The sequence below is a fragment of the Lysinibacillus sp. genome (genome assembly GCF_032093475.1).
GTDB lineage: Bacteria > Bacillota > Bacilli > Bacillales_A > Planococcaceae > Lysinibacillus > Lysinibacillus irui.
Genome location: NZ_DAMDAY010000031.1, coordinates 23,765 through 29,812 on the forward strand (window position 1 = coordinate 23,765; position 6,048 = coordinate 29,812).

Sequence of the window (6,048 nt, forward strand, 5' to 3'; positions counted from 1 at the left end):
TTTGACAATGGAATTGCAAATTTTGCCTACTATAAGTACATCATTTATCGTGATTAGTGCTGTACTCGTAGCGATAGGTTGGGGCTTAATTATAAAAAGAAATGTAGAAGGACATAAAAAAGTAATGCTTGCTGCAGGTGTAGCTGCACTTATTTTCTTTATTATTTATGCTTCACGAACAGTGTTTATTGGTAATACTGCTTTTGGTGGTGGTGAACATTTAAAACCATATTATACGTTTTTCTTGATTTTCCACATTATCCTGGCAACATCCGGAGCCGTATTTGGTATTGTTAGTATTATTTCAGGTTTAAAAACAAATCTCAAATTGCATAGGAGAATTGGACCAATCACAAGTATTATTTGGTTCTTTGTTGCGATTACAGGTGTCCTTGTTTATTTACTATTATATGTTTTATTTGAACCTGGTGAAACGACTTCAGTTATTAAAGCCATTTTAGGATTTTAAAGAAAATCTCCCTCCTTATTTTTGTACAGGAGGGAGATTTTTTGTAGTAGGCTGAAATAAAGAAAGTACCACGACAAAAAGTAATGGTCCAATTAAAATGCCAAGAAAACCAAAAATTTTAAACCCAATAAACATGGCAATAAAAGTATTTAAAGATGAAAGTCCAATCTTATCGCCAATAATCTTTGGTTCAATCATTCTTCGTACTAAAAATTGTCCCACGGTTAATAACGTTAAGATCCCAGCATAAAGATAATCACCAGCAAACGCCTGGTAAATAGCCCAAGGGACTAATAAGAGAAATGAATCGAGAAAAGGGATAAAGTCTAACACAACAAGCAAACAAGCTAACAGTATCGGAAATGGTGTTTTTAAAAAGTAAAATGCTGCGAATGATATAGCAAAAATACTAAGGCCGACTAGGAATTGAGCTTTTAGAAATCCAAATAGGGCTAATTTTACACGTTGTCCAATGAAAATTATTTTTTGATGATAATGAAAAGGAACAGGCATTAATAATTTCCGATTAATGCTAGGCAAATCTAAAAGTAGCATGTACAAGACAATCCAGTAAACAAAAATATCAAATAAACGAGTGGGAATATATGTTAGTAATGTTGACCAGACATTAATGTTTGTTAAGGATAGGGCGAATTTTTCAATAGAAGCCAAAGCTTTTGCAATCATGAATTGGATTTGTAAAACTAATTCTACAGGTAAATGATAAGTGTAGTTACTGAGTTTAGATTGCATTTGTATCCATAAAGCAGATAATTGATTAAGGTACTCAGGAATATCCATGATAAATGAAGAAAATTGTTTCCAACTTATAAAGAGAAGGAGACTACATAATAATAAAGTTATAGTTAAAAAAAATAAAAAGAAAATGAAAACAACGATTTTACGTTTTTTTCGAAACCGTTTACTCATTCGAACAATAATAGGCTCTAAAAGTAAAGCGGTTAAGTAGGCAAGTAAGATTGGTAATGATATTGAAATGAACCAGAGAATAAAAATGCCCATTGCAATAACAATAATGGGATGACGAAAAAAAGGACGGTTAAAAAACGATAACATATTCTCACCTACATCATGTAAAAGATATAGGTAGTATGAGAAGAAAAAATAATTTTACTCAAATAAAAAAAGACTGGACCACCAGTCTTTTCACATCGATGAAGCTATCTACGCTATACTTGCTGTCACTTTAAAACTCTAAAGATTAGCGTGCGTTTACAGGTTCAAAGTTATTTTTATTTGTAGGCTCGATTGAGAATTGATCTAATTCTAATTTAACCTTTTTTAAGATTTCTTCACATTTTTTAACAAGATGTGCTGGGTAAACTTCGTCATCCCCATATTCTACACCATGTGGATAATAATATTTACCAAGAGCTGGTTTCATTAACGTAAGGATGGCATCATGTGCGCCTACATCACCAGAAATGGCATATGCGAATACGCGTAGGTAATAGCGACCTTCACGAGTATCGAAACGTTTATCGAATGTCATACGCTCGTAATCCCAACCGCCATCACATTCTAAACCATGTTTTTTCATAATGCTGACAATTAGCTCTTGATCAGCTGTTAAATTTTCAAGGTTAGTATTTTCAAAATACATGTATAGTCCTCCTTTAGGTTCTCGTACAAAGTATACGCTCATTTTTATAATAGAGCATATTTGACATTGTTGCAATGACAACATTGTGTCAACCCAATTACAATTGATATAATAACTTACAATAATGGTGATGAAAAGGAGTCCTGTATGAAAGCTTTATTACGCATTTTAATGCTTTGTGGTGCAATTGCAATAATCGGCTTTATGTTCTTTAATACCCCCAAGGAAAATGAGCCACTAGAAGGGCCAAATACCAATTCAAATATCATACCCCAAACAAAGCTAAAGCAGGAGGCCGCTGTAGGTGCAATGACACGTCCACAAACGGGCATATCAACATTGATAGGAAAAGACACACAAACTGTGTTGGAGCAGTACGGGGAACCAGCAAGAAAAGAACCATCCTCTTTTGGCTATCAATGGTGGGTCTACAATGATGATGTCTCTACGTTTTTTATGGTTGGTGTTGAAAAAAATGTGGTGAAGCAAGTTTACATAGCAGGACAAAATATCGATGCATTTCCTTTTAAAGTTGGTCAGAAACGCGATGAAATATACCGCATGACAATTATTGACTATGAGGTAGCAGCTACTGTTGGTGACAATATTTTCATCTTCTCCATGAGTGAAGAGGATATGCAAACTAGGCTACTTGTTAAATTTGATGGTCTTTATGCACAGCTTTATATAGATCGGGAGACAAGTGAATTGCAGGGAATACGTTATACAGACAGTGAAACACTTGTCCTTCATCAGCCCTATGAAATGAGCTATCAAGGGGAACTAGTTAGACGGACACCGCCTTCCTCTTTTTTGCAACAAGAAATCGATGTGGCTAGTGCCAAACAGCTTGATGATTTATTAAATGTGACGAGAGTCCATCATGATTTACCACCTTTAGAAATGGATAACTCGTTAGAAGAAGTGGCAAGAAAGCATAGTGAAGATATGAAGGTACAAAACTTCTTAGCACATGAGTCCCCAACATATGGTGACTTAAAAAAGAGATTACAAGCTAATAATATCGAGTATAGTGATGCCAATGAAAATCTTGCCACCGCTTATTTTGATGCAATAGAAGCGATGCACGGTTGGACAAACTCTCCTGAGCATAGGAAGGTACTTTTAAATGATAGATTCACACGCGTTGGTTCAGGCGCTTTTGTGGATTATTATACACAAATTTATCTAGAGCCGGCTTCTTCGCAAAAGATGGATAGTAAAGAAAAAGATAGTGAAGGGCAAACAAATGAAGAGCCTGTTAGTGAAGATTCTATAGAAAAAACTGATCAATTATCACCATAATAGAAGAAACCCCCTTATGAAGACAAGCTTTGATTAACCGAGTTTGTCTTCATTTTTTATTCCCTCTTTAGGCTTCTGCATTTTTCGTCACACCGTTACAAAAGCCGTCATATGATAGAGAACCGAAGGGGGGAATGAGGTTTGCAATTAGCTGAGTTATTAAAAGACTGGCCATGTAGTGTGACAGGAGGATCTATTCGAACAGAAATAACAGGTGTAGAGGATTACGCTCAGGCAGTACAACCTGGTGACATTTTTATTGTACGAAAGGGTAAAAAAACGTCGGGTAGTCGTTTTGTTAAAGAAGCATTGGCACGAGGTGCTGCTGCCATTGTGTCTGAAGAAAGTATTTCTTTACCCATTATAGATAAAGAAATTCCTTTTGTATGGGTTCCTAATACCGCATTATTTTTATCGTATGCAAGTGCCAAACTTGCTGCTTTTCCAGCAGAGGCTTTAACAGTTATTGCGATAACAGGAACAAACGGAAAAACAACAGTGAGTCATTTTGTAAGTCAGCTTTTAAACGCTCTACATAAAAAAACAGCAGTTATTGGTACAGTTGGTTTTTTCATCAATGGTGAGAAGCAACAAACAGCTTACGAACAATTAACAACATTGCAAGCAAAAGAGTTACATCCGATTCTAAAGCAATGTGTACGAAAAGGTGTGACACATGTTGTACTAGAAGCCTCTTCAATGGGTTTACAACAACATCGACTTGATCATTGTGATATTGATTGTGGTGTATTTTTAAATTTATCAGATGATCATTTAGAAGATCATGGAGGGTTAGAAGCCTATAAACGTGCGAAAAAGAGATTAGCGGATTTATCCAAAAAGCTAGTGTTAAATGGAGATGATAATTTTTGCCGTTCCGTTGGTATCTATGATAAGAAAAAATCTTGCTCATTTGGCTTTGATAATCACAATGATTTACATATACAAATTGTCAGTGAATCAGCTGGAAAAACTGTACTTTGTCTACAAACTACCGCGAGTGAGCATATTGTTGAAATCCCTTTTGTCGGAAAATATCATGTACAAAATACGATAGCAGCCTTAATGGCAGTATGGCGTATAGGGGTCCCTATGGAAGATATTGTAGAGCATATGTGGTCTTTAAAGCTACCAGAAGGAAGGCTTGAGAAAATTGATAATCCGTTAGGTATTGAGGTATATGTAGATTATGCCCATACTGCTGAAGCCTTACAAGCTGTATTACAAACCTTTGATCGTTCCAAAACCATTTACCTAGTCTTTAGTTGTGGAGGAAATCGCGATAAGGCGAAACGATTTGCTATGGGTGCAGTGGCGAGTAAATATGCTGATGTAATCTATTTAACAACAGATAACCCACGTGATGAAGATCCAATTGTTATTAATGAAAGTATAATTGCTGGTTTTACAGAGCAACAATACTACGAAATTTATCTAGATCGAAAACTTGCTATTCATCAAGCTTTAGCAAAGGCGAAAAAGGGCGATATTGTCCTTGTTGCCGGAAAAGGGCATGAACAAACACAGCAAATTAAAAATCAAAAATTCCCTTTTTCCGACCAACAATGTATCAAAGACTATTTTTCAAATCTAATTACAGACGACGCTGAATAACAAAGAAAGAGCCCGTAGCTATGGCAAGCTTGCGCCCCGTCTCATCCTCTATATCACATTCCATGACAAGCGTTTGACGTCCTTTATGGACAAAACGACCACGTGCAATCAATTCTTTGTTCTTCGTTGTGGCGATATAGGAGACATTCATATTTGTAGTGACTACATTATATCCCTCTGGTACAGAGCGTGAAGCAAGTCCACCCATAGCTGCATCTGCAATCGTTGCAATAATGCCGCCGTGTGGTACCTTAATCGTATTATGGATGACAGGAGTAATAGGGATACGGACCTCGCTCACTTCAGGCTCAAATTTTCCTACCATATGTAGAGCAGCATTAATATAACGACGATGAATGCCTTGTTGTTTATCACGTAATCCATTTAAAAGATGGAATAAAACTTCCTCATCTTCCTCAGTACTTTCTTGTAAAATTGCGCCAAGTAATTGTTCAATTTGTCCTTTAGCTGTTGACATCAATTGGAAAACCTCTTTCATTAAAAATATCATTAATGTAAAATTACCATAAAATCTGTTATGATGGGAAAGAGATTGGGGGAATTAAAAATGATGATGACCTCTGACTGGGTAATCATTTTAGATGAGGCCGAAGAGCTTTGTAAGATGATTCTTTCCTCAGAACCAGCGATCGCGCTACAACAAGCGTATGATGCAGTATATAGTGATACGCAAATTGTAGAGGCTATTTATGCATTTAATCGCATGAAAGAGCAGTACGAAGATGTACAACGTTTCGGAAAATATCATCCGGACTACCATACAATCATGAAGTCAATTCGCCAACAAAAGAGGGCACTTGACTTAAATGAGAAAGTTTCAGCCTTAAAAATTGCTGAAAACGATTTTCAGGATTTACTGGATGAGATTAGCCTTTTAATAGGAAAAACAGTCTCTGAAGCGGTAAAAGTTCCTGTAAGTAATCCATTCTTTGCCTCTGGTTCATCTTGCGGAGGAGGATGTGGCTCGGGTGGTTCTTGCTCTTGCTCAGCGTAATGTAAGATGTGTATAAAACAC

At 36.3% G+C, this 6,048-nt stretch carries 7 protein-coding genes; 4 read left to right on the forward strand and 3 right to left on the reverse strand.

The features are described from left to right. Nucleotides 1–7 precede the first annotated feature (7 nt). Nucleotides 8–469, forward strand: a complete 462-nt coding sequence (locus tag RT445_RS09045) for a DUF420 domain-containing protein (RefSeq protein ID WP_274795834.1) — start codon at nucleotides 8–10, stop codon at nucleotides 467–469. 15 nt (nucleotides 470–484) lie between these two features. Here the strand turns inward: RT445_RS09045 and ytvI are convergent, their stop codons facing one another. Beyond that, nucleotides 485–1,546 (reverse strand): sporulation integral membrane protein YtvI, encoded by a 1,062-nt coding sequence (gene ytvI, locus RT445_RS09050; protein WP_274795835.1) that lies wholly within the window; start codon nucleotides 1,544–1,546, stop codon nucleotides 485–487. Nucleotides 1,547–1,691: 145 nt separating this feature from the next. Then, nucleotides 1,692–2,093 carry a YugN family protein gene (locus RT445_RS09055; RefSeq protein WP_141903391.1) on the reverse strand — a complete coding sequence of 134 codons (402 nt, stop codon included), beginning with the start codon at nucleotides 2,091–2,093 and terminating at the stop codon, nucleotides 1,692–1,694. A gap of 147 nt (nucleotides 2,094–2,240) precedes the next feature. On the opposite strand from RT445_RS09055, the gene RT445_RS09060 reads away from it, so the two are divergent. Both RT445_RS09060 and RT445_RS09065 read left to right on the forward strand, forming a co-directional pair. After that, a complete protein-coding gene (locus RT445_RS09060; protein WP_274795836.1) occupies nucleotides 2,241–3,398 on the forward strand; it encodes a CAP domain-containing protein in 1,158 nt (385 codons plus the stop codon). A gap of 141 nt (nucleotides 3,399–3,539) precedes the next feature. Beyond that, a complete protein-coding gene (locus tag RT445_RS09065) occupies nucleotides 3,540–5,012 on the forward strand; it encodes a UDP-N-acetylmuramoyl-L-alanyl-D-glutamate--2,6-diaminopimelate ligase (protein ID WP_274795837.1) in 1,473 nt (490 codons plus the stop codon). Here the strand turns inward: RT445_RS09065 and RT445_RS09070 are convergent. Beyond that, the gene (locus tag RT445_RS09070; protein WP_274795838.1) at nucleotides 4,993–5,490 is read right to left on the reverse strand and encodes a PaaI family thioesterase; all 498 of its coding nucleotides are present in this window, start codon (nucleotides 5,488–5,490) and stop codon (nucleotides 4,993–4,995) included. The genes RT445_RS09065 and RT445_RS09070 overlap by 20 nt on opposite strands. Before the next feature lie 90 nt (nucleotides 5,491–5,580). Here RT445_RS09070 and RT445_RS09075 point away from each other — a divergent pair, with 90 nt between their 5' ends. Beyond that, nucleotides 5,581–6,027: a YlbF/YmcA family competence regulator gene (locus RT445_RS09075; protein ID WP_274795840.1), complete on the forward strand. Its 447-nt coding sequence runs from the start codon at nucleotides 5,581–5,583 to the stop codon at nucleotides 6,025–6,027. Nucleotides 6,028–6,048: the final 21 nt, after the last annotated feature.